Consider the following 20533-nt stretch of genomic DNA (forward strand, 5'->3'; position numbering starts at 1 on the left):
GAAATTGGCTCACAGAGTGAGCGAGTCCCAACCTGCCTTATCCGATAGGTTGGGACATTGCATTCCGTCAGAAATGAACTTTAACCAGGAAACTGGTCACACTCTGATCAGTCTTGAAGCCCTGGCTGTCTTCAATCCCGTACTTGTTTTTCCAGTAGTCGTACTCGACACCGACGTACAGCTGCTTGGCACCCAGGTTCAACGCCTTGCCCAGGTCATATTTGATCTGCGGATTGAAGTGCAGGTTGGCGTGGTATTCGCCTTTGCTGTTGACATCGTTGTCGACGACCCAGTCCATGAAACCGTCGATCAGCACATCCGAGCCACCCACCGGAATGGTGTAGGACCAGACCGGCGAGACCTGCCAGATGTTGTCGCCCGGGCGGTCGCCTTCGGTGTGGCGGTTGTAGAAGTTCAACTGGAAGTAATCGAAGCCCGGGATGGCCAGGTCGAAACCAGGACCGATCAGGTACGACTCGGTATCGTCTTCACCGAACTCGTAGGTCATGGCCAGCAGCACGTCCTTGATCGGGCCGAACTCGAACTTCTGGTCGAAGATCTTGTTGAACGACAGGCGCGGACTGAGCTCGCCGTAATGGCTGTTCTCGCCAGCGAAATGGTCTTCCTTGCCGTTGTAGAAGATCTTGTCGATGAAGAAGAAGTTGTCGCCGTACTTCCAGCCATCGGCGTGTTCAAAGGTCACCGTCTGCTGAATGCGCGGGTTGACCTGGAAGTCCTTGCCATAGAGGTAGCTCAGGCTGTTGTTCTGCCATTGCAGCAAGTCGCCGGCCATGGCCTGACCCCCCGCCAGCAATGATCCCGCCAGCATCAGGCTAGTGCACGTACGTTTCATTCGGTTGCTCCCAAAAAGTAGGTGGTTCCACGTTATTTTTTAAGTCAGCGCTCTGGTGTGGCGCCTGTTTCTGTAGCGCTAAAAATCATCCATTCGGTCAGCTTTAGTGCTGTTAGCAAGAGCTGAGCCAAGGCTTTCAAAAAGCCAAAAAACTCCCGTTCGACGGCTCAAGAGCGGTCGATTGAGAGGGGTTTTGGAGTGCCTTGGTGCCTGCCAGAGCCGGGATAAGTTGGCCTTATGGTCAGGTTTTATATCCGGGCTTTTTTTTAAACCGGATTCGGGCGGCCGCGGAGAATACTGACTCCTCGGCCAGGTCTCAAGTGCTCCGCAACGGCGCACCGACGACAGGTTTGGGGCACGGTTGCGGGGCAGCATCAGAAGTGCACCTTCACCAGCAGGCTGGTGGTGTTTTCATTGGTGTCGAAGCTGGAACTGTTTTCGATGCCGTACTTGTCTTTCCAGTAGCTGTATTCGACGCCGACGTACACTTGTTTCTCCCGCCAGCTCAGGGCCTTGCCCAGGTCGTACTTGATCTGCGGGTTGAAGTGCAGGTTGGCGTGATAAGTGCCATGGGAGTTCTGGTCGTTATCCACCACCCAGTCCATGTAACCGTCGATCAGCAGGTTCGAGTTGCCCAGTGGCAGTGTGTAGGACCAGGCCGGTGTGATCTGCCAGACATCGTCGCCGGGACGCGAGCCTTCGGTCTGACGGTAATAGAAGTTCAAGGTGAAAAAATTGAAGCCCGGTATCGCGAGATCGAAACCGGGGCCGATCAGGTAGGCCTCGGTGTCGTCTTCGCCGTTCTCGTAGGTCATTGCCAGCAGAACGTCCTTGATCGGGCCGAATTCGAAACGGCGGTCGAGGATCTTGCCGAAGGAGAGGCGCGGGCTGAACTCGCCGTAGTAGGCGTGAGCACCTTTGTTGCGGTCTTTCTCGCCGTTGTAGTAAGTGCTGTCGATGAACATGAAGTTGTCGCCGTACTTCCAGCGGTCGGCGTGTTCGAAGGTTATCGTCTGCTGGATCGACGGGTTGACCACGAAGTCCTTGCCGTACAGGTAGCTCAGGCTGTTGGTCTGCCACAGCAATAAATCGCCGGCCATGGCCTGACTCGCGGCCAGCAGGCCGCCACTCAACAACAAGTTGGTTTGTGTCCGAATCATCTGTTGCTCCCTCTTGTTTTTATTTTTGAGGCGCAGGTTGCTGCCGATCCCTGTAGGAGCGAGCCTGCTCGCGATGGACTTCCAGTCACCGCGTTCATCCAGCAAGCACGCGTAACCGTTAGCGACCATCGCGAGCAGGCTCGCTCCTACAGTAGAGCGGTGCCTGTCCAGTCAATGTGTATGCGCCTGGCAGTCATTCATGGCCGCGCGTTCGGCGCCACCCAGGATGTTGAACAACAGGTTCAGCGTCAGCGCGCTGAGGGTGGCCATGGCGATGCCGCTGTGGGTGATCGGGCTCATCCACACGGGCAGGTGGGCGAAAAATTCCGGGCGTACAACCGGGATCAGACCCATGCCGATGCTCACCGCCACCAGCAACTGGTTGCGACGGTCACCGATGTCGGCTTCCTGGAGAATCTTGATCCCGGTAGCGGCGACCATGCCGAACATCGCAATCGCTGCGCCACCCAGTACTGCCGGAGGAATCGACGCCACCAAAAACGCGGCTTTGGGCAGCAGGCTCAGGACAATCAGCAACCCGCCGGCAACGATGGTCACCGAGCGGCAACGCACGCCGGTCATCTGCACCAGGCCGATGTTCTGGGCGAAGGAGGAGTGGGTGAAGGTGTTGAAGAACCCGGCGAAGAACGAAGCGCCGGCATCGCACAGCAAGCCGCGACGCAGCATCCGTGGGCAGACTTCCTGGCCGGTGATCTTGCCCAGCGCAAGAAACATCCCGGTGGACTCGACGAAAATGATCACCACCACCAGGCACATCGACAGGATCGGCGCGAGTTCGAATTTCGGCATGCCGAAGTGCAGCGGGGTGACGAATTGCAGCCATGGCGCCTGAGCCATGCCACTGAGGTCGACCATGCCTAGCAGGCCGCAGAGCACGTAGCCCAGGCACATGCCGATCAGCACGGAAATATTGACCCAGAAGCCGCGCATGAAACGGTGCACCAGCAAAATGGTGCCCAGCACCAGCGCGGCGATGGTCAGGTAAATCGGCGAACCGAATTGAGTGGCGCTGGCACCGCCGCCGGCCCAGTTCACGGCCACGGGGAACAGCGACAAACCGATCGAGGTGATGACCGTGCCGGTCACCAGCGGCGGGAAGAAGCGCACGACCTTGGACATGAACGGGGCAATGAGCATGCCGAAGAACCCGGCAGCGATGGTCGCGCCGAAGATCCCTTGCAGGCCGATGCCGGGCATGCCGGCCATGGCGACCATGCTGCCGACGGCAGCGAAACTGGCGCCCATCATCACCGGCATGCGAATGCCCATGGGGCCGATGCCGAGGGACTGGACGATGGTGGCAAAACCCGCCACCAGCAGGTCGGCGTTGATCAGGAAGGCGATTTCTTCACGACTCAGGCCAGCGGCCTGTCCGATGATCAGCGGCACCGCGATGGCGCCACCGTACATCAGCAGAACATGTTGCAAACCGACCAGGATCAGTTGCAAAAGGGGCAAACGCTGAATGGCGGGTGCGTCGGGGATGCGTGCTGTGGATAGCTCGGACATGCAACACCTCGGATTTTTTTATTCTTGTGATTTTTCGTATCAGGCAACCGCTGCGCGGTTGATCGCTGGCAAGCCAGCTCCTACAGATTTGTGTTGTTCACCGGTTAGGCGCACGACATGGAACCTGTAGGAGCTGGCTTGCCAGCGAAGCTTTTAGCGATTAGTTGGTCTGGGCGCCCTGCACAATCCAGGCACCGATCAGGTCACGTTCCTGCTGGGTCATCTGGGTGATGTTGCCCAGTGGCATGATCTGGCTGGTGACGGCTTGCGCCTGAATTCGCGGTGCGTTCTGGCGGATCTGCTCGGGGGTGTCGAACATCACACCGGCAGGGGCCGTACTGAACAGCGGGCTGGTTGGCTTGGCCGAATGGCAAACCGCGCAACGTTCCTGAATCACGCTGTGCACTTTGTCAAAGCCAGGGCCTGTGTTGGACGCTTGCGCCGGTGCGGCGGCTGGCGTTTCTGCAGGTTTGGCTTCAGCCGGTTTCAAACCACCGCCCACTGCTGTTTCCGGCAGCGGCTGGTATTCGATCCTGGCGGGTGCCTTGGCCACTTCCGGGCTGTTCAGCGGCGCAGGGCCGGTGACGTAAGCCAGGCTGATCATGCCGACGGCTGCGACTGGAAGAGTCCAGGCAAACTTGTGGCTGTCGTGACGGGTGTTGAAGTAGTGACGCACCAACACTGCCAGTACCGCGATCCCGGCCAGGATCAACCAGTTGTACTGGCTGCCGTAGGTGCTCGGGAAGTGGTTGCTGATCATGATGAACAGCACTGGCAAGGTGAAGTAGTTGTTGTGACGCGAACGCAGCAGGCCTTTGGCTGGCAGCGCCGGATCCGGCGTGCGGTTCTCGGCGATCGCCGCCACCAGTGCGCGCTGCGCCGGCATGATGATGCGGAACACGTTGCCGACCATGATGGTGCCGATGATCGCGCCGACGTGCAGGTACGCACCCCGACCGCTGAACACTTTGCTGAAACCGTAGGCCGCGGCGATGATCAGGACGAACAGGATTCCACCTAGCAGGGCAGGGCGTTTGCCCAGGGCCGAGTCGCACAGGAAGGAGTAGATGAACCAGCCAATGAACAGCGAGCCGAGACCGATGGCCACGCCTTCAGGACCGCTCAGGGTGCTGCCCGGAGCCAGCAGGTAGAGCGTCGGGTTGGAGTAGAACACCACGCACAGCAGCGCGATACCCGACATCCAGGTGAAGTAGGCTTCCCATTTGAACCAGTGCAGGTTGTCCGGCATGGTCGGTGGAGCCAGTTTGTATTTTTCCAGGTGGTAGATACCGCCACCGTGGATTGCCCACAAATCGCCAGCCAGACCGCTTTTCGGGTTGACCCGGTTGAGGTTGTTTTCCAGCCATACGAAATAGAACGACGCACCGATCCAGGCCACGCCAGTAATCATGTGAACCCAGCGCACGCTCAGGTTCAGCCATTCCAACAGATGTGCTTCCACAGTCTTTACCTCTCGCCTGTCACTCTGTTGTCGAGTGATCAGACCTTCTCTTATTGGTGGGGGGCGAGGATCAAACGCTCATCCTCTTTGAAAAAATGCTCATCGCAGTTATTGCCTGTGCCACTGCGATCAACCACCAGGAAGTCATCCCGCTTTTCGATCGTCAGCACCGGGTGGTGCCAAACGCCGCGATGGTAATTAATGCCCTGCCTGCCGTTGGTGACGAAGGCGCGGACCAAGCCTGATACAGGTTCATCGCCAACTGGCGCGACCACGATCAGAAAGGGGTTGCCGAGCAGCGGAATGAAAGCCTGGCTGCCCAGCGGGTGACGCTCCAGCATGCAGACGGTCAGCGGCATGTCCTGCGCGTCGGCGCGGAAGATGCTGATGATCGCCTTGTCCTCTGGCGTAGCGGTTTCCACCGTTGCCAGTTTGTGAAAGCGCATGGTCGAACCGTTGTTGATCATGAAGTGATCGCTGCCGTCGGTTTCGATCACGTCACCGAAAGGGGCGAAGGCTTCTTTGGTCAGCGGTTCAATCGTCAATGTGCGCATGCTGGTCTTCTTAATCTGTGTTGATGTTGATGATTCTTTGTAGGAGCGAGCCTGCTCGCGAAAAACGTCAAGACACCGCATTCATTCAGGTTGGGCGCGTTTTCGTTGACGACCATCGCGAGCAAGCTCGCTCCTACGGGCTCAGCATTACTTCGCGACCTTGCCCAATACCCGCAGGCGGCTCACACCACCATCCGGGAACACGTTCAGGCGGATGTGGGTGATCGGGCCCAGTGCCTTGATCTGCTCGGCGAAGGTGTGTTCGGCGTGCATTTCCAGCTTCTGGCTTGGCAGCAGTTCGCGCCAGAACAGCGACTGGGTTTCGATCTGGCTGTCGGTACCGCCCTTCACGAACGCGCCCTGGATCGAGCAGCTGTCCGGGTAGTTGCCCTTGAAGTGCAGGGTGTCGACGATGACTTTCTCGACTTCACCGGCATGACCCAGCGCGACGATCACCCAGTCATTGCCCGGGGTACGGCGACGCGCGGTTTCCCAGCCGTCGCCCATGTTGATGCCACGGCCCGGGTTGAGGATGTTGCTCATGCGGCCGAAGTGTTCATCGGAGCAGGCGAGGGCGCGGCCACCATTGAGGGCTGCAGCCAGGTCGACCTGCTCGTTGTCGCCGATAGCCGACCAGTCGCGGAACGGCACACCGTACACACGCAGACGGGCCACGCCGCCATCCGGGTAGATGTTGAAGCGCAGGTGGCTGAACGCCTGGTCGTTGTTGATTTCGTGGTAGTGGTGGCTGTTGCCTTGCAGCTCGACGGCGGACAGCACTTCAGTCCACTGGGTGTTGTCATCTGGCTCGCCCGAAGCCAGGAAGCAGGCTTCCAGGGACGCCGACGGTGGGAAGTTGCCGGTGAAGAATGAAGTGTCGATGTCGACGCCCTTGATCGAACCCGGTACGCCCAGGCGGATCACGGCGCTGTCGAAGCCTTCGAAGCGCTTGCGGCGCGATTCCCAGCCGTCCATCCACTTGCCGTTGTCATCGAACACGCCCTCCTTCCATACGGCCGGGGTCGGTTGGAACAGACGGTTGGCGTCTGCGAACCAGTCATCGGTGACCGAGATGATCTTGGTGCCCAGGCGGGCATCGGCCAGGTTGACGAACTTCTCGAAAGGTACGGCGTAAGCTTTCATTCTTCTTGTCTGCCTTTAAATAAGTGGCTTGGGATGCTTGCGAGGCCCTTGGCGGTTTCGGCGTTCTTGAATCCGCTCAGGCCAGGCTTGCTATAGGGTCAGTAATCGGAACAGGGCGATCTTGTTGATCTCCGCCAGCGCGCATTTGAACTCGGTGTCGACCGGGTTGTGGATGCGCGTTTCGAACGCTGCGAGGATCTGATGCCGGTTGCTGCCTTTTACCGCCATGATGAAGGGAAACTTGAACTTGGCTTTGTAGGCGTCGTTCAGCTCGGTGAAGCGAGAAAACTCTTCGGCCGTGCATTGGTGAATACCGGCGCCAGCCTGCTCATTAGTGCTGGCTTCGGTCAATTGTCCCTGGACGGCGGCTTTACCGGCCAGGTCCGGGTGAGCGTTGATCAAAGCCAGCTGGCTTTCGTGATCGGCGCTCAACAGGATGTCGCTCATGCGCTGGTGCAGGGTTTCGATCTCGTCGATCGAAGCGTCCTGGCCCAGGTCGAAGGCCTTCTCGGCCACCCATGGCGAATGTTCGTAGATGTCGGCGAAAGCGGCGACAAAGGCGTCGCGGCTCAGGCTCGAAGGTTTGACGGTTTGAAAGGTGCTCATTTGGCAGCCCCTGTGTACGGGTGGGTTTCTTGCCAGTGACGCGCGATGTCGACGCGACGGCTGAACCACACCTGTTCATGACTTTTAGCGTATTCGATAAAGCGCTTGAGCGAAGCCAGACGCGCCGGACGGCCGATCAGGCGACAGTGCAGGCCGATCGAGAGCATTTTCGGTGCCTCGGCGCCTTCGGCGTAGAGCACATCGAACGCGTCTTTCAGGTATTCGAAGAAGTCGTCGCCCTTGTTGAAACCCTGGACCTGGGTAAAACGCATGTCGTTGGTGTCCAGGGTGTACGGGATCACCAGGTGCGGCTTGCCGGTCGGGTTGTTCGGTTCCCAGTAGGGCAGGTCGTCGTCGTAGGTGTCGCAGTCATAGAGGAAACCACCTTCTTCCATCACCAGGCGACGGGTGTTCGGGCCGGTGCGGCCGGTGTACCAGCCCAGTGGGCGTTCACCGGTGATTTCGGTGAGGATGCGGATCGCTTCGAGCATGTGCTCGCGTTCCTGGGCTTCGTCCATGTACTGGTAGTCGATCCAGCGATAGCCGTGGCTGCAGATCTCGTGGCCGGCATCGACCATGGCGCGGATCACGTCCGGGTGACGCTGGGCGGCCATGGCCACGGCGAAGATGGTCAGCGGAATGTCGAATTCCTTGAACAGCTTGAGGATCCGCCACACGCCGGCACGGCTGCCATACTCGTAGAGGGATTCCATGCTCATGTTGCGCGCGCCTTGCAGCGGCTGGGCTGAAACCATTTCCGAGAGGAACGCCTCGGATTCTTTGTCGCCGTGCAGGATGTTGCGCTCGCCGCCTTCTTCGTAATTGAGTACAAACGACAAGGCAATGCGGGCATTGCCCGGCCAGTGTGGGTGCGGAGGGTTACTGCCGTAACCGACCAGGTCGCGTGGGTAGTCAGCGCTCACTGCAGGCTTCCTTCTTGTTCGATGATGACGGTTGGTGTGACGCAGCTGAAAAAAGGGTGGCAGGCTGGCGTCACAGCGATGGGCTGATTGTATACAACTTTATATTCACTTTGTAAGCCTGAATTCTCGCATTTTTCACCGACTGTCATCTTTTACTGCTATTGGCGTGAGCCTGCAAGAAATCTGCCTGACTGGTCAATTATTGATTGAAGGGCTCATAGGTGGTGCGGTTTGGCGGGAAATCGACGGAAAATATGCCGATGCCGGGAGTCATGCGAAAAATGTCGTTTTTATTGTGTACAATTTTTTTGAAAAGTGTCTTAATTAGTCGCTCGCCGCAGCTTTTCGTGCTCCGAATCGGTGCGGTCTCCTTTTCAACTGACTTCGGGAGGCGCGAAGTCTGACTGCTCCACGCAGGCAGGCGCGCAGAATCAATGGGACGTTTGACTACACACGTTTTGGACGCAGCACACGGTTGCCCGGGCAGCTCGATCAAGGTCGAGTTGTACCGCGTTGAAGGGGCGCAGCTGGAATTGGTCGCCAGCGCGATAACCAACAGCGATGGTCGTGTCGATGCACCGCTGCTGCAAGGCGATGACTACCGCTCCGGGGTCTATCAGATTCAGTTTCATGCCGGCGATTACTACCGCGCCCGTGGCGTCAAGCTGCCGGAACCTGCTTTTCTGGATGTCGTGGTGCTGCGTTTTGGCATCTCTGCCGAGCAGGATCACTACCATGTTCCACTGCTGATTTCGCCTTACAGCTACTCCACCTATCGCGGCAGCTGATCCCCCAGGCAACTGCCGCACCCTGGAAGCGACTGCGCATATAGCTTCTTTGGTCTTTCGCCCGCTCACACTGCGGGCTTTTTTTCGTCTTCTGTAGGAGCAGCCGGTCGACGCTCGATTGCTCGCGATGGAGGTCCAGACAGCGCGATAATTCATACTGCACGCGTTATCGTTGACGTCCATCGCGAGCAAGCTCGCTCCTACAGTGAAGCTCTTAGCGGCTCAGCAGGGAAGCAGCTCCCGCCCCACCAAACAACCCCGCACTGATCCGGTTGAACCAGCTCTGGCCCTTGCCACTGCGCAGATACCGCGCCGCACCATGGGCACCGAGCCCGTAGGCCAATTTGCACAGCAGGTCGAGCACGGTCCAAGTCGCAATCATCACCAGCAACTGCGGCAGGAACGGCTGTTCGGCGCTCAGGAACTGCGGCAGGAAAGCGGCGAAGAACAGAATGTCCTTCGGATTGCTCGCGCCCAACATGAACGCACGCCCGAACAGTGCACGAAAGCGTGGCACCGGCGCGGCTTGTGGCACTTGCGCGCCGTGGGAAGGCTGGCGCGATTGCTGCCAGCTCTGCCAGGCGAGGTAGAACAGGTACAGCGCGCCGACGATTTTCAGGGCGCTGAACAGCTGTTCCGACGCCAGCAGCAGGGCGCCTAGACCCAATGCCGAGGCACTCAGCAGGCAGATCGAGGCAATCACGCCACCGAGAAACGCCGGGTAAGAACGGCGCAGGCCGTAATTCAGGCTGTTGCTGATCATCAACAACGACAATGGCCCCGGGATCAGGATCACTACCAGCGCAGCGCCGCTGAACAGCAGCCAGGTTTCCAGACTCATCACTTTCCTCCATTTGCACAAAAGCCCCACCCGACGGGGTGAGGCTGTTTTGAAGCGGGTCCCGCGTAAGGTTTACAGGAAGATGAACTTGGCGATGAAGATCGCGCAGAGCACCCACAAACTCACGGAAATTTCCTTGTACTTGCCGGTGCCGGCCTTCAGCGCCACGTAGGTGATGAAGCCCAGTGCGATGCCGTCGGCGACCGAGAAGGTCAGCGGCATCATGATGGCGGTGACAATCGCCGGAATGCTGTCGGTCGCTTCGTCCCACTCGATGTGGGCCATGCCGCCCATCATCAGCATTGCCACATAAATCAGTGCGCCAGCGGTGGCATAGGCGGGAATCATGCCGGCCAGTGGTGCGAAAAACATTGCGGCTATAAATAGCACACCAACGGTGACTGCGGTAAGACCAGTCCGACCACCAGCGGCCACGCCGGCAGCACTTTCTACATAGCTTGTGACCGGCGGAACACCGACCACTGCACCGAATACGCTGGACGCACTGTCGGCTTTCATGGCACGGGAGAGGTTTTCGATGCGGCCGTCAGAACCGACCAGGTTGGCGCGCTGGGCAACGCCCATCAAGGTGCCGGCGGTGTCGAACATGTGTACGAAGAGGAACGCCAGGACCACGCTGATCATGCTGACGTTGAACACGCCGGCGACATTCATGGCCATGAAGGTAGGGGCGAGGCTCGGTGGAGCCGACATGATGCCCTCGTAGTGCACCAGGCCCAGACCCCAGCCAGCGAGGGTCACGGTGATGATGCTGATGAGGATCGCGCCGAACACCTTGTGATAGCTGAGGATGGAGATCATCAGGAAGCACACGGCGGCGAGCAGCGGGCCGGGTTCGCGCAGGGAGCCGAGCTTGATCAGGGTAGCCGGGCTATCGACGACGATACCCGCGGTTTTCAGACCGATCAGCCCCAGGAACAAGCCAACACCAGCGCCCATGGCGAAGCGCAGGCTGACCGGGATGCTGTTGAGCAACCATTCGCGGATCCGCGAGAAGGTCAGGATCATGAACAGCACACCGGAAACGAACACCGCACCGAGGGCGGTTTCCCAGTTGTAGCCCATGGTGCCGACTACGGTGTAGGTGAAGAAGGCGTTCAGGCCCATGCCCGGCGCCAGGCCGACCGGCCAGTTGGCGTACAGGCCCATCAACAGGCAACCGAGTGCCGCGGCGATGCAGGTGGCGACGAACGCGGCACCGTGGTCGATCCCGGCGTCGGCCATGATGTTGGGGTTAACGAAAATGATGTAGGCCATGGTGATGAAGGTTGTCAGACCGGCAATCAGCTCGGTCTTCACCGTGGTGCCGTGCAAGCTGAGTTTGAACAGACGTTCCAGCAAGCCATTGCGTAATGGCGGCGAGAGATCCAGCGTCGATGCTTCGGATTTGCGGCTTTCCACAGCGAATACTCCTCAAGAGTTTTATTGTTATTTCCAGGGCCGGATCCGAGAGGGGTGGCAGCGGCCCTTTGAGGCATTTGCAAATTTGTTGACCTGTTGGTCAGGAACTCGCACGAAGTGGATTATGCTTTTGTATACAAAGAATGCAAATAATGTTTTTGGTTTTGTTTACGATTTTTTTGGAGAAGGGGATATATCGTCTGTTCGGACGCCTTCGAAAGTCGGCTTGCGCGTCCGACCTACGGCAGAAACGCCGGTCAGATTTTTTGTTGGTTCTCCCCCAACGCCAGATTCACCGTCAGCCACCCATTCACCGCCGTCTCCCCAGCCTCGGCAAACACCCGCTCCAACAATTTCACCTGCTCACGGCGCAGCGCCTGTTCAAACCGCGCGCCGTCATCGGTCAACTCCAGCAGACGTTTGCGCTTGTCAGTCTCGGACGCGACGCTCTCGACCAGATGCATCTCCAGCAATTGCCGCAACGGCATGTTCAGCGCCTGCTTGCTCACGCCGAGCAACGCCAACAGCTCCTTGACGCTCAGGTTCGGATAGCGGGCGATGAAAAACACGATGCGCTGATGCACCCGACTCAGGCCGCGACGTTCGAGCATTTCATCGGCCTTGGCGGTGAAGGCCTGGTAGCCGAAGAAAAACGCTTCCATGGCTTGCTGCTGGGAAAGCGGGTTTTTAAGGTCAAGCATATTGACGTATCCGTTCGAGGAGGCGTAATTTCGGTCAACAAGTTTGACTCATTTTCAACATGCCTCGCTACCGGTGATCCCCATGGCTTTTTCCGAACGTGTCTCACGCCTTAAAAGTTCTTTGATCCGTGAAATCCTCGCCGCGGCCCAGCGTCCGCAGATGATGTCGTTTGCCGGCGGCCTTCCGGCCGAAGCCATGCTGCCGAAGGTCGAGTGGAGCGAGATGCCGGTGTCCATCGGCCAATACGGCATGAGCGAAGGCGAGCCGGCGTTGCGTGAAGCGTTGGCCGCCGAGGCGCGAGCGTTGGGAGTGCCATGTGAGGCAAGCCAGGTGTTGGTGGTCAGCGGCTCACAGCAGACCCTCGACCTCGCCGCCAAGCTGTACATCGACAAGGGCACCGAAATCCTGCTCGAAGCGCCGACTTATCTGGCGGCGCTACAGATTTTCCAGCTGTTCGGCGCCGATTGCCTGACCGTGCCGCTGGAGGCTGACGGGCCGAACCTGACGGAGCTACGCGTTTGCCTGGAACAACACCGACCGGCTTTCATCTACCTGATCCCGACCTTCCAGAATCCATCGGCGGTGCGTTACAGCGAAGCCAAGCGTGACGCGGTGGCGGCGTTGCTCGATGAATTTGGCGTCACCCTGATTGAAGACGAGCCTTACCGCGAACTGACCTTCGACGGTGGCAGCGCCACGCCGATCGTCAGTCGCTTGAAGAAGGCCAGCTGGATCTACACCGGCACCGTGTCGAAAACCCTGTTACCGGGTTTGCGCGTTGGTTACTTGATTGCCAGTCCGGACCTGTTTCCCCATCTGTTGAAACTCAAGCAATCGGCGGACTTGCACACCAATCGGGTCGGCCAATGGCAGGCACTGCAATGGATCGGCAGCGAGAAATATCAGCAACACCGCAGTGAGTTGCGTGATTTTTATCGGGGGCGTCGGGACGTGTTTCAGGTTGCGCTGGAAACTCACTTCTCGGATCTGGCGGACTGGAACGTACCGCAGGGCGGGTTGTTTTTCTGGTTGAAACTCAAGCAGCCGCAAGACACCCGCACCTTGCTCGATGCCGCATTGGCCAATGACGTGGCGTTCATGCCGGGCGAGCCGTTTTTCCCTGAGCCGGATAACCATCCGGGGTATCTGCGGTTGAACTTCAGCCACATTGATCCGGCGCGGCTGGATGAAGGGCTGAGGCGTTTGGCGGCGGTGGTGCGACAGGGGCAAGCGGCGCAAGCGGCCTGAAAACAAAGAAACCGGCGCAAGGGCCGGTTTATTTTTGTCCGAGATTTGCGTCCTGAGGGCCGGCCTCATCGCGAGCAGGCTCACTCCTACAATTGGGATGCGTTCCCCTGTAGGAGCGAGCCTGCTCGCGATGGCGTCAGTCAGATCACCACATAAACATCAGGCTGCAGCAAATCGCTTGTCCAGATAATCAATGATCACCTTGGACTCGTACATCCAGGTGATCTGGCCATTTTCTTCAATGCGCAGGCATGGCACCTTGATCTTGCCGCCTTGCTCCAGCAAGGTCTGGCGATCCTGTTCGTTGTTCTTCGCATCGCGAAGGGCCACCGGCACATTCAGGCGGCGCAGGGTGCGGCGGGTCTTCACGCAGAACGGGCAGGCGTGGAATTGATACAGGGTCAGACCCTTGGCGGCGGATTCGACCTGGGCCTGAGCGGCGGCGGGGCGCTTTTTCTTGCTTGGGCGAGTAATGAAGTCGATGAAGATGATCAGTTGGCCAAGGCCGACACGAAGCGCTTTTACGAACACGTTGAAAGCCTCACGGTGCAAACGAAGAAGGGCGCGCAGCTTACCTGATTTTCTGCGGACGAAAAAAAACCGGCGATGAATGCCGGTTTTCTTCATGCCGCGAATTACTTGATGAGGCTGAGGAATTCGCTGCGGGTCGCTGCGTTCTCGCGGAACTCGCCGAGCATCACCGAGGTGATCATCGACGAATTCTGCTTTTCCACACCGCGCATCATCATGCACATGTGCTTGGCCTCGATCACCACCGCAACGCCCAGGGCGCCGGTGACCTGCTGGACCGCGTCGGCGATCTGGCGGCTGAGGTTTTCCTGGATCTGCAGGCGACGGGCGTACATGTCGACGATCCGCGCCACCTTCGACAGGCCCAGGACCTTGCCACTCGGGATGTAGGCGACGTGAGCCTTGCCGATGAACGGCAGCAGGTGGTGTTCGCACAACGAGTACAGCTCGATGTCCTTGACCAGCACCATTTCGCTGTTGTCGGAGCTGAACAGGGCACCGTTGGTGACCTCTTCCAGTGTCTGTTCATAGCCGCGGCAGAGGTACTGCATGGCTTTGGCGGCACGCTTGGGCGTGTCGAGCAGGCCCTCGCGGGAGACGTCCTCGCCCAGTTGGCCAAGGATCGCGGTGTAATTCTGTTCCAGGGACATGAAACTACCTGTGGGATTTTACGCAAAGGGCAAGGGTACGGTGGCGGACACGACGCTGCAAGCGTGGCGCGTCAGCTTTACTCGTCACGACCTTCCATCATGGTGCGTTTGAGCATCACATAAACGGCTCCCGCACCGCCGTGTTTCGCCTGGCAGGAGGTAAAACCGAGCACTTGTGGATGCTGGCGCAGCCAGGTATTGACGTGGCTTTTGATCATCGGCCGCTTGCCATCCAGGCGTACCGCCTTGCCATGGGTGACGCGTACGCATCGGATTTCGAATCGGGTGGCTTCGGCGAGGAACGCCCAAAGGGTTTCCCGGGCCTTTTCCACGCTCATGCCGTGCAGGTCGAGGCTGCCTTCGAACGGAATCTGTCCGATCTTGAGCTTGCGCATCTGGCTCTCCTGCACGCCGTCACGTGCCCACATCAACTCGTCTTCAGGACCGACGTCGATGACGAACTGATCGGACAGCCCGTCTACGGTGGTGGATTCGGTGCGCACGGTGGCCGCTTGGCGCAGCATGGCGATCTGCGCGCGGTCAGCCTTGGGTTTGCCGGTTTCGGCGCGATCGTGCCTGATTGGCTTGACGCCTTGGATCGCGCTTTTGAACAGGGAAAAATCGTTGTCTTGCATGTCAGCCTCCGCGAAGGGCGGCCAGTTTACCCAACTCGAAGCGAATCGGGCGCGACAAATAACGCGCGCGACGCTTGGCTCAGTCGTGTTTTTTCATCAGGTGCGGCGACATGGCCAGTTCCCGCGACTGGCGCGAGCGACGACGGCAACGGCGCCATAGCCACACGCCGAGGTACAGCACGAACAGGCCGATGACCAGGATCACGGCAGCACCGGTGCGGCTGGTGTTCAATTCACCGAGGGCGGGTGCGTGGCCGAACAGGCTGGCGGCACCGGCCATGGCGAGCAGCACGCCGCACATCGCCAGCAATGCCGCGAACGTCACGCCGATTCGGAAACGCCAGTTGCTTTGGCCTTTGGGCCGCAAGCGGCGAGCGTCAAAACCATCGGATAACTTCATTCCGACCTTCCTCAATGGGTATCGGCCCTTCGACCGGGAGTTGACCGGGATGTTCCTGAGGCTAAGACAATTATGGCAGTTGAGAGGCTTTTGCGGATGAGCGGCATTCCAGGCCGCTCATTGAGCGTCGATCAGATCAGTTCACGGGTCAGCGCGAGGGTGGCGAAGTTGTCGCCCATGATCGCCATTTCCGTCTGATGAACGTGTTCGGCACTGAGCACGCCGCCCTTGTAAGGCAGGTCGCGGGTGGCGCAGGCATCTTCAATGAGTGTGCAGCGAAAGCCAAGGTTCTTCGCTGCGCGTACGGTGGTGCTGACGCTGGAGTGACTCATGAAACCGCAGACGATCAGGTCGAGGGCGCCGAGGTCTTCCAGGCGTTTGGCCAGTTCGGTGCCGTGGAACGCGCTTGGCAGCAATTTACCGATGACGGTTTCGTCACCCTGCGGCTCCAGGCCCGGAATGAATTCACCACCGACGCCTTGCGGGTTGAACATTCCGCCGAGGGTGCCGAGATGACGGACATGCACGATCGGCCGGCCGGCGGCACGGGCAGCGGCGAGCAATTGCTTGATGTTCGCGACGGCCTCATCCATGCCGCTGAGGGCAAGTGGCCCACTCAAATATTCTTTCTGGGCATCGATGATGATAAGGGTCGCATGGCTCAGTTTGGCTGCCGGATAACCGCGGCCGCTGAGTTGAAACATCGTTTTTGGAACGGTCATTCTGGGGCTCCTTGGAGTGGGGCTTTTGCGACATTGTCCTCTGGCTGAGCGGTTCTGTGAATCGCTACGATCGTAGGTGCCGTCATTGCTGGCCTGTAGCCTTGTCAATAGTCGCGTTTTGTTCAATAGCCTGGTGAAAAAACGGATAACTCCTACATTTGAATCGGTAGTTTCCCGCGTCGTCGTGACGCCGTTTGACTGGTAGAATCGCCCGTCGATTTTTCTGGAGTTTGCCGTCGTGATCACTTCCCGCCTTCGCACCCTGCGTGACCATATCCGTTGGGCCGTCAGCCGCTTCCATGGGGAGGATCTGTTTTTTGGCCATGGCACCGACAATGCCTGGGACGAAGCCCGGCAATTGGTGTTGGGTGCGCTGCACCTGCCATGGGAAATCGCCGACAGCTACCTCGACTGCAATCTGGAAGAAGACGAAGTGGTTCACCTGCAGCTTTTGCTCAAGCGCCGCATCGAAGAGCGGGTGCCTACGGCGTATCTGTTGGGCGAGGCGTGGTTCTGCGGCATGTCGTTCATCGTCGATGAGCGCGTGCTGATCCCGCGTTCACCCATCGGCGAGTTGATCGAAAACCGGTTTACCCCGTGGCTGGCTACCGAGCCTGCGCGGATTCTCGACCTGTGCACCGGTTCCGGTTGCATCGGCATCGCCTGCGCCTACGAGTTCCAGCATGCCGAGGTGGTGTTGGCGGACCTGTCGTTCGAAGCGCTGGAAGTGGCTAACCAGAACATCGAGCGCCATGGTGTCGATGAGCGTGTGTACACGGTCCAGGGCGACGGTTTCGAGGGCTTGCCGGGACAACGTTTCGACCTGATCGTGTCGAACCCGCCCTACGTCGATGCGGAAGATTTCGCCGACATGCCGGACGAATACCAGCACGAGCCGGAACTGGGCCTGGCCTGCGGTGATGACGGTTTGAACCTGGTGCGGCGCATGCTCGCCGAAGCGGCGGATCATTTGACCGAGAAGGGCTTGCTGATTGTCGAGGTGGGCAACAGCCAGGTGCACGTCGAGGCGTTGTACCCGGAAGTCGACTTCGCCTGGCTGGAGTTCGAGCGTGGCGGGCATGGTGTGTTCATGCTGAGTGCGCAGCAGTGCCGGGAGCATCAGGCGTTGTTTGCTTCTCGCGTCTGACCTTTGTAGGAGCGAGCTTGCTCGCGATGGACCTGAGAGCGATGTGTTTATCCAGAAAGCACGCGTCATCGTTAACGACCATCGCGAGCAAGCTCGCTCCTACAAGGAATGGCCGCACCGCCGATTACCGGTGCGTGGCAATCCAGATCAGCAACCCCGCCTGAAACACCGCGAACGCCACCAGGCAGGTGATGGTGAAACGCAGCCCGGCGTCTTCGCGTTTGTACTTGCTGACTTTCTCTTCGTGTTTCTTGAGTTTGACTTCCTGCTCGGCCAGATTCTGCTCGGCTTGCTGGAGCATCTGCGCCGCCTCGAGAATCTCCACGACCTGCAGTTTTTCGCTGTTCCAGTCGCCAGAAAGGTCGCCGACCTTGACCGGCTTGACGCTGCCTTTCAAATGTTGGGCATCGGCATACACCACGTCGAAACCGTGCACGCGTAAAAAATGATCGCGGCGCAGACGGGTGTCTTCGTTCAGCGCATCCTTGTTGTTCAGGTCAAAGCCGTCGACGGTGTAGGTCGGCCAGCGCTTTTTCACCCAGTTGATGCCCTGGGCCGCCATGTAGCGGCCAATGCCACGGTTCAGCGGTTCAATCTGCAATCCGCTGTCCGGTCCGAAATGCACGCGCTTTTCGGCGTGATCGACCCACACGTCCAGATGATTCTGTTCCTTGCGCACACGCTGGCCGGGCAGGGTGATGCTCATGCGCATCAGGCTGCGTTCTTTGTCGTTGCGCTCGGCATAGCCGAACTCGACAAAACGCAATGGGCGCCCGCCGGTGTTGCGGTCAGTCTGCAGCGGCGCCAGACGGAGCATCTTGTGGTGCTCGACGTGGACGTCCGCCCAGGGCAGCTCGACCGCTGGCGGTGCGTCTTTTTCAGCGCTGGTGTCGGGTGAAGTCTGGGTGTCGGTCATAACGGCGAGATCCTGTCCAAGCTCAGCTTGTCGCCAACCAATGTGTTGGCGACAAAGGCTTATCGGCCGTTTTTTTCAAGACTGGAGGGCCAGGGGCGTTTAACTGGCGCGAAGTCCGTCAATAAAACCGAGGATTCGCGCGCCCAGTTCCGCCGCCAGGGGCAACTGCGGATCTTTATAAGAGGCCAGTTGGCGTTTGACATCGTTGGGCACGATGCGCATGACGTGGTTCATGCCCTTGATCAGCGCCAGTTCGGCGTCCGGTTTGGCGGCCTTGAGCAGTCTTGCGTCATTGACGCCGACCTGGATGTCGTTGCTGCCCTGGATGATCAGCGCCGGCATTTTCAGCTTGGCAAACGCCGCGGCCGGGTCCTGGCGGAACAGGGAAATCAGGTACGGCTGCACGCTCGGGCGGAAAATCGCCTGCAACGGTGGCGGCACATTGTCGTCGGGTTTCCCGGCCTTGAGGCTGTCGAGCAATTCATTGCTGCGCAGCATCAGCGGGGGAGGCAGGCGATTGCCCAGTTGCTCGCGGATGACCTGATCGACCGGCCTGGCGCTGCCGGAGACAGAAATCACCGCGTCGGCATCGATGCCTGGCGCTGCGAGGCTGGCGATCAAGGCGCCTTCGCTGTGCCCCAGCACAATCAGCTTGCCGAAACGCGGATCGGTCTTGAGCTTCTGGCCCCAGGCTTGCGCATCGGACACGTAGGCCTCTACCGTCAGATTGCGTTCGTCCGGCGTGGCGGCCAGGCTTGCGGCCACACCGCGCTTGTCGTAACGCACGCTGGCGATGTTGTGTTTGGCCAGCACCCAGGCCAGGCGCTTGAGGCTGTCATTGCGCCCGCCATCGACGTTGTTTCCGTCACGATCCGTAGGGCCGGAGCCGGAAATGATCAGGACAACCGGCACGGGGTCGTCGGATTTTGGCAGCAACAGCGAGCCGAAAAGCTCGCCGGTGCCGGTATCCAATGTGATCGGTCGTTGCAGGACAGTCGCCTGGGCGAAGCCGGAAATCAGGGTAAGGCTCAAGGCAAGAACTCGCAGCATCATCGCGCCATTATCCAGAAGATGCCGGTTGGACACACAGGCACCCATAAGGTTCGAGGATGAACTACTTGGGTAGCCTGCGTATACTGGCGCGCATTACGTATTCAGGTTCATTTCACGGAGCGTCCTGCATGTCCGGCAATACCTACGGCAAGCTGTTCACTGTCACCACCGCGGGCGAAAGCCATGGCCCGGCGTTGGTCGCCATTGTCGATGGCTGCCCGCCGGGGCTGGAGATATCCCTGGAGGATCTGCAGCGTGACCTGGACCGCCGCAAGCCCGGCACCAGCCGCCACACCACCCAGCGTCAGGAAGCCGACGAAGTCGAAATCCTCTCCGGCGTGTTCGAAGGTCGCACCACTGGCTGCGCCATCGGCCTGCTGATCCGCAACACCGACCAGAAGTCCAAGGACTACTCGGCGATCAAGGATCTGTTCCGCCCGGCCCACGCCGACTACACCTACCACCACAAATACGGCGAGCGCGACTACCGCGGCGGCGGTCGCAGTTCGGCCCGCGAAACCGCGATGCGCGTCGCGGCCGGTGCGATTGCGAAAAAATACCTGGCCAGCCAGGGCATCGTCATTCGCGGCTACATGAGCCAGCTCGGGCCGATCGAAATTCCGTTCAAGACCTGGGAGTCGGTCGAGCAGAACGCCTTCTTCAGCCCGGACCCGGACAAGGTGCCTGAGCTGGAAGCCTACATGGACCAATTGCGCCGCGACCAGGATTCGGTCGGCGCGAAAATCACCGTGGTCGCCGAAGGCGTGATGCCGGGCCTGGGCGAGCCGATCTTCGACCGCCTCGACGCCGAACTGGCCCATGCGCTGATGAGCATCAACGCGGTGAAGGGCGTGGAAATCGGCGCCGGTTTCGCCAGCGTCGCCCAGCGTGGCACCGAGCATCGCGATGAAATGACCCCGCAAGGTTTCCTCAGCAACAACGCGGGCGGCATTCTCGGCGGTATTTCCTCCGGTCAGCCCATCGTTGCGCACCTGGCGCTGAAGCCGACATCGAGCATCACTACGCCGGGCCGTTCCATCGACATTCATGGCAATCCGGTGGAAGTGATCACCAAGGGCCGTCACGACCCGTGCGTCGGCATCCGTGCCACGCCGATTGCCGAGGCGATGATGGCCATCGTGCTGATGGACCACCTGCTGCGTCACCGTGGGCAGAATGCCGATGTGCGTGTGAGCACGCCGGTGCTGGGTCAGTTGTAAATGGCTGACCTCATGGTCGCAGCCGTC

General features: G+C 59.4%; 22 protein-coding genes. 4 read left to right on the plus strand and 18 right to left on the minus strand.

Annotation, left to right across the window (positions count from 1 at the left end; genetic code table 11):
* Nucleotides 1-67 precede the first annotated feature (67 nt).
* The 8 genes from KGA83_RS08765 to puuE form a co-directional block, all read right to left on the minus strand.
* Nucleotides 68-853 carry an outer membrane protein OmpK gene (locus KGA83_RS08765; RefSeq protein WP_108218988.1) on the minus strand — a complete coding sequence of 262 codons (786 nt, stop codon included), beginning with the start codon at nt 851-853 and terminating at the stop codon, nt 68-70.
* Nucleotides 854-1227: 374 nt separating this feature from the next.
* On the minus strand, nt 1228-2013 hold the full coding sequence (locus tag KGA83_RS08770; protein ID WP_223529472.1) for an outer membrane protein OmpK: 786 nt from the start codon (nt 2011-2013) through the stop codon (nt 1228-1230).
* Nucleotides 2014-2184: 171 nt separating this feature from the next.
* A complete protein-coding gene (locus KGA83_RS08775) occupies nt 2185-3543 on the minus strand; it encodes a nucleobase:cation symporter-2 family protein (RefSeq protein WP_108218987.1) in 1359 nt (452 codons plus the stop codon).
* 160 nt (nt 3544-3703) lie between these two features.
* On the minus strand, nt 3704-5005 hold the full coding sequence (locus KGA83_RS08780; protein WP_108218986.1) for a urate hydroxylase PuuD: 1302 nt from the start codon (nt 5003-5005) through the stop codon (nt 3704-3706).
* A 50-nt stretch (nt 5006-5055) separates the two neighbouring features.
* Nucleotides 5056-5559 carry an ureidoglycolate lyase gene (locus KGA83_RS08785; protein ID WP_108218985.1) on the minus strand — a complete coding sequence of 168 codons (504 nt, stop codon included), beginning with the start codon at nt 5557-5559 and terminating at the stop codon, nt 5056-5058.
* Nucleotides 5560-5706: 147 nt separating this feature from the next.
* Nucleotides 5707-6702, minus strand: coding sequence for an allantoicase (alc, locus tag KGA83_RS08790; protein ID WP_223529474.1), 996 nt, complete (start codon nt 6700-6702; stop codon nt 5707-5709).
* 90 nt (nt 6703-6792) lie between these two features.
* Complete coding sequence (gene uraD, locus KGA83_RS08795; protein ID WP_223529476.1) at nt 6793-7308, minus strand: 2-oxo-4-hydroxy-4-carboxy-5-ureidoimidazoline decarboxylase; 516 nt, start codon at nt 7306-7308, stop codon at nt 6793-6795.
* Complete coding sequence (puuE, locus tag KGA83_RS08800; protein ID WP_108218982.1) at nt 7305-8231, minus strand: allantoinase PuuE; 927 nt, start codon at nt 8229-8231, stop codon at nt 7305-7307. Before puuE ends, uraD begins: the two co-directional genes overlap by 4 nt.
* A gap of 434 nt (nt 8232-8665) precedes the next feature.
* Between puuE and uraH the strand changes: the two genes are divergently transcribed.
* Nucleotides 8666-9019: a hydroxyisourate hydrolase gene (gene uraH, locus KGA83_RS08805; RefSeq protein ID WP_223529478.1), complete on the plus strand. Its 354-nt coding sequence runs from the start codon at nt 8666-8668 to the stop codon at nt 9017-9019.
* Between the two features lie 214 nt (nt 9020-9233).
* Here the strand turns inward: uraH and KGA83_RS08810 are convergent, their stop codons facing one another.
* The 3 genes from KGA83_RS08810 to KGA83_RS08820 form a co-directional block, all read right to left on the minus strand.
* Nucleotides 9234-9860 (minus strand): LysE family translocator, encoded by a 627-nt coding sequence (locus KGA83_RS08810; protein ID WP_108218980.1) that lies wholly within the window; start codon nt 9858-9860, stop codon nt 9234-9236.
* A 72-nt stretch (nt 9861-9932) separates the two neighbouring features.
* Nucleotides 9933-11282 (minus strand): NCS2 family permease, encoded by a 1350-nt coding sequence (locus KGA83_RS08815; protein ID WP_223529479.1) that lies wholly within the window; start codon nt 11280-11282, stop codon nt 9933-9935.
* 257 nt (nt 11283-11539) lie between these two features.
* The gene (locus KGA83_RS08820; protein ID WP_108218978.1) at nt 11540-11983 is read right to left on the minus strand and encodes a MarR family winged helix-turn-helix transcriptional regulator; all 444 of its coding nucleotides are present in this window, start codon (nt 11981-11983) and stop codon (nt 11540-11542) included.
* Between the two features lie 82 nt (nt 11984-12065).
* Between KGA83_RS08820 and KGA83_RS08825 the strand changes: the two genes are divergently transcribed.
* Nucleotides 12066-13232, plus strand: a complete 1167-nt coding sequence (locus KGA83_RS08825) for a PLP-dependent aminotransferase family protein (RefSeq protein WP_108218977.1) — start codon at nt 12066-12068, stop codon at nt 13230-13232.
* Nucleotides 13233-13391: 159 nt separating this feature from the next.
* Here the strand turns inward: KGA83_RS08825 and KGA83_RS08830 are convergent, their stop codons facing one another.
* The 5 genes from KGA83_RS08830 to KGA83_RS08850 form a co-directional block, all read right to left on the minus strand.
* Nucleotides 13392-13763: a glutathione S-transferase N-terminal domain-containing protein gene (locus KGA83_RS08830; RefSeq protein ID WP_108219056.1), complete on the minus strand. Its 372-nt coding sequence runs from the start codon at nt 13761-13763 to the stop codon at nt 13392-13394.
* A gap of 104 nt (nt 13764-13867) precedes the next feature.
* Nucleotides 13868-14413, minus strand: a complete 546-nt coding sequence (gene folE / locus KGA83_RS08835) for a GTP cyclohydrolase I FolE (RefSeq protein ID WP_003204506.1) — start codon at nt 14411-14413, stop codon at nt 13868-13870.
* A 77-nt stretch (nt 14414-14490) separates the two neighbouring features.
* A complete protein-coding gene (locus tag KGA83_RS08840; RefSeq protein ID WP_108218976.1) occupies nt 14491-15048 on the minus strand; it encodes a Smr/MutS family protein in 558 nt (185 codons plus the stop codon).
* A gap of 79 nt (nt 15049-15127) precedes the next feature.
* Entirely contained in the window at nt 15128-15448 is a 321-nt protein-coding gene (locus KGA83_RS08845) for a hypothetical protein (RefSeq protein ID WP_223529480.1), read from the minus strand.
* Nucleotides 15449-15579: 131 nt separating this feature from the next.
* A complete protein-coding gene (locus KGA83_RS08850; RefSeq protein ID WP_108218974.1) occupies nt 15580-16170 on the minus strand; it encodes a cysteine hydrolase family protein in 591 nt (196 codons plus the stop codon).
* 238 nt (nt 16171-16408) lie between these two features.
* Between KGA83_RS08850 and prmB the strand changes: the two genes are divergently transcribed.
* The gene (gene prmB / locus KGA83_RS08855) at nt 16409-17317 is read left to right on the plus strand and encodes a 50S ribosomal protein L3 N(5)-glutamine methyltransferase (protein ID WP_008048406.1); all 909 of its coding nucleotides are present in this window, start codon (nt 16409-16411) and stop codon (nt 17315-17317) included.
* A 124-nt stretch (nt 17318-17441) separates the two neighbouring features.
* Here the strand turns inward: prmB and KGA83_RS08860 are convergent, their stop codons facing one another.
* On the minus strand, nt 17442-18233 hold the full coding sequence (locus tag KGA83_RS08860) for a hypothetical protein (protein WP_223529481.1): 792 nt from the start codon (nt 18231-18233) through the stop codon (nt 17442-17444).
* Nucleotides 18234-18332: 99 nt separating this feature from the next.
* Nucleotides 18333-19331, minus strand: coding sequence for an alpha/beta hydrolase (locus tag KGA83_RS08865; RefSeq protein WP_223529482.1), 999 nt, complete (start codon nt 19329-19331; stop codon nt 18333-18335).
* Nucleotides 19332-19414: 83 nt separating this feature from the next.
* Between KGA83_RS08865 and aroC the strand changes: the two genes are divergently transcribed.
* The gene (gene aroC / locus KGA83_RS08870; RefSeq protein ID WP_085716874.1) at nt 19415-20506 is read left to right on the plus strand and encodes a chorismate synthase; all 1092 of its coding nucleotides are present in this window, start codon (nt 19415-19417) and stop codon (nt 20504-20506) included.
* Nucleotides 20507-20533 lie beyond the last annotated feature (27 nt).

The organism is Pseudomonas sp. GL-R-19 (assembly GCF_019956375.1).
Lineage (GTDB): Bacteria > Pseudomonadota > Gammaproteobacteria > Pseudomonadales > Pseudomonadaceae > Aquipseudomonas.

What these genes read in the sequence shown, in the direction of transcription:
- KGA83_RS08820 (WP_108218978.1), bottom strand. Translation starts at nt 11,983, where the DNA reads ATGCTTGACCTTAAAAACCCGCTTTCCCAGCAGCAAGCCATGGAAGCG.
- KGA83_RS08860 (WP_223529481.1), bottom strand. Translation starts at nt 18,233, where the DNA reads ATGACCGACACCCAGACTTCACCCGACACCAGCGCTGAAAAAGACGCA.
- KGA83_RS08850 (WP_108218974.1), bottom strand. Translation starts at nt 16,170, where the DNA reads ATGACCGTTCCAAAAACGATGTTTCAACTCAGCGGCCGCGGTTATCCG.
- KGA83_RS08765 (WP_108218988.1), bottom strand. Translation starts at nt 853, where the DNA reads ATGAAACGTACGTGCACTAGCCTGATGCTGGCGGGATCATTGCTGGCG.
- folE (WP_003204506.1), bottom strand. Translation starts at nt 14,413, where the DNA reads ATGTCCCTGGAACAGAATTACACCGCGATCCTTGGCCAACTGGGCGAG.
- KGA83_RS08825 (WP_108218977.1), top strand. Translation starts at nt 12,066, where the DNA reads ATGGCTTTTTCCGAACGTGTCTCACGCCTTAAAAGTTCTTTGATCCGT.
- KGA83_RS08770 (WP_223529472.1), bottom strand. Translation starts at nt 2,013, where the DNA reads ATGATTCGGACACAAACCAACTTGTTGTTGAGTGGCGGCCTGCTGGCC.
- aroC (WP_085716874.1), top strand. Translation starts at nt 19,415, where the DNA reads ATGTCCGGCAATACCTACGGCAAGCTGTTCACTGTCACCACCGCGGGC.
- KGA83_RS08775 (WP_108218987.1), bottom strand. Translation starts at nt 3,543, where the DNA reads ATGTCCGAGCTATCCACAGCACGCATCCCCGACGCACCCGCCATTCAG.
- alc (WP_223529474.1), bottom strand. Translation starts at nt 6,702, where the DNA reads ATGAAAGCTTACGCCGTACCTTTCGAGAAGTTCGTCAACCTGGCCGAT.
- KGA83_RS08840 (WP_108218976.1), bottom strand. Translation starts at nt 15,048, where the DNA reads ATGCAAGACAACGATTTTTCCCTGTTCAAAAGCGCGATCCAAGGCGTC.
- uraH (WP_223529478.1), top strand. Translation starts at nt 8,666, where the DNA reads ATGGGACGTTTGACTACACACGTTTTGGACGCAGCACACGGTTGCCCG.
- KGA83_RS08865 (WP_223529482.1), bottom strand. Translation starts at nt 19,331, where the DNA reads ATGGGTGCCTGTGTGTCCAACCGGCATCTTCTGGATAATGGCGCGATG.
- KGA83_RS08785 (WP_108218985.1), bottom strand. Translation starts at nt 5,559, where the DNA reads ATGCGCACATTGACGATTGAACCGCTGACCAAAGAAGCCTTCGCCCCT.
- uraD (WP_223529476.1), bottom strand. Translation starts at nt 7,308, where the DNA reads ATGAGCACCTTTCAAACCGTCAAACCTTCGAGCCTGAGCCGCGACGCC.
- KGA83_RS08810 (WP_108218980.1), bottom strand. Translation starts at nt 9,860, where the DNA reads ATGAGTCTGGAAACCTGGCTGCTGTTCAGCGGCGCTGCGCTGGTAGTG.
- KGA83_RS08845 (WP_223529480.1), bottom strand. Translation starts at nt 15,448, where the DNA reads ATGAAGTTATCCGATGGTTTTGACGCTCGCCGCTTGCGGCCCAAAGGC.